Here is a 1,307-nt window from a genome sequence, read left to right on the forward strand (position 1 = left end):
AAAGATATCATCAGGAATGTAGAGAATGGATAGAAGGATTAAGTGAAAAACAGTTAAAGTTAATAAGCAAGTATATATTTGAAGAAGATGAATTTGAAGCATTTAAGGAAAGAATAAATAATAGTAATTAGTAAAAAGACAATCGAGTGATTGTCTTTTAAATAAAATTTATTTTAAATTTAATAGTTTTTCAATTGCTGCTATTTGTACACAGATACAAAGCAGGTTTGCAGCTTTAGATAATTCATCAATTGGTGGATAAGAAGGGGCAATTCTAATATTTGAATCTTGTGGGTCTTTTCCATATGGGAATGTTGCACCAATTGTTGTTAAAACTACACCAGCCTCTTCACATAATTGGCCAACTCTTTTGGCACAGCCAGGCATAATATCTAAACTAATAAAATAACCACCATGAGGTACATACCATGAAGCTATTTCTTTGTTAGCTAGTTCATTATTTAAATAATTGATTACACAGTCAAACTTAGGTTTTAAGATGGCAGCTTGTTTTTGCATATGTGTTTTAATACTTTCCACATTTTCAAAGAATTTGAAATGACGTAATTGATTCATCTTGTCTTGTGAGATAGATTGGATTTTTAAACGTTTTTTAATATCATCAAGATTATTATCGCTAGCTATGATACAAGAAACTCCACTACCAGCAAATGTGATTTTCGAAGTAGAAGCAACCATGATTACTAGATCTTCATTATTATTTTTTGGTAATTCATCAAAGATATTTAACAGTTTATCACCTTGTTTATCTAAATCATGAACACAATAAGCGTTATCATAGATAATTCTAAAATCTTTAGCTGCAGGATTTAAAGCAGCTAATGCTTTAACAGTTTCATCACTATAGGTAATCCCTTGTGGGTTAGAATATTTAGGAACACAAAACATTCCTTTAACGCTATCATCTTTAATTAATTCATTTATCACTTTAATATTGGGACCATTACCAGTCATTGGTACATTAATCATTTCAATTCCAAAATGTTCACAAAAAGCAAAATGACGATCATATCCTGGAACAGGACATAAAAATTTCACTTTCTCTAGTTTAGACCATGGTTTATTACCACAAACCCCAAATAACATTGCTTGAGCAATATAATCATACATTAAAGTGAGACTAGATGTTCCTCCAATAATTACATTATTTTCATTTACTTCTAATAATTGTGCAAATAATCTTCGTATAGAAGGTAAACCCTCTAATCCCCCATAATTACGACATTCTATATTGTCAATAGTACATTCTTTCATATCTAAAATAGACATTGATAAATCTAATTGTT

The 1,307-nt window shown here is 29.6% G+C and carries 1 protein-coding gene; it reads right to left on the reverse strand.

What is annotated here, in order from left to right:
- Window positions 1-168: 168 nt before the first annotated feature.
- The coding region (locus BMW96_RS13825; protein WP_092357174.1) for an aspartate aminotransferase type Ic at window positions 169-1,307 on the reverse strand (1,139 nt) is incomplete at its 5' end.

This window comes from Thomasclavelia cocleata, assembly GCF_900102365.1.
In the GTDB taxonomy this organism is placed as follows: Bacteria; Bacillota_I; Bacilli_A; order Erysipelotrichales; family Coprobacillaceae; genus Thomasclavelia; species Thomasclavelia cocleata.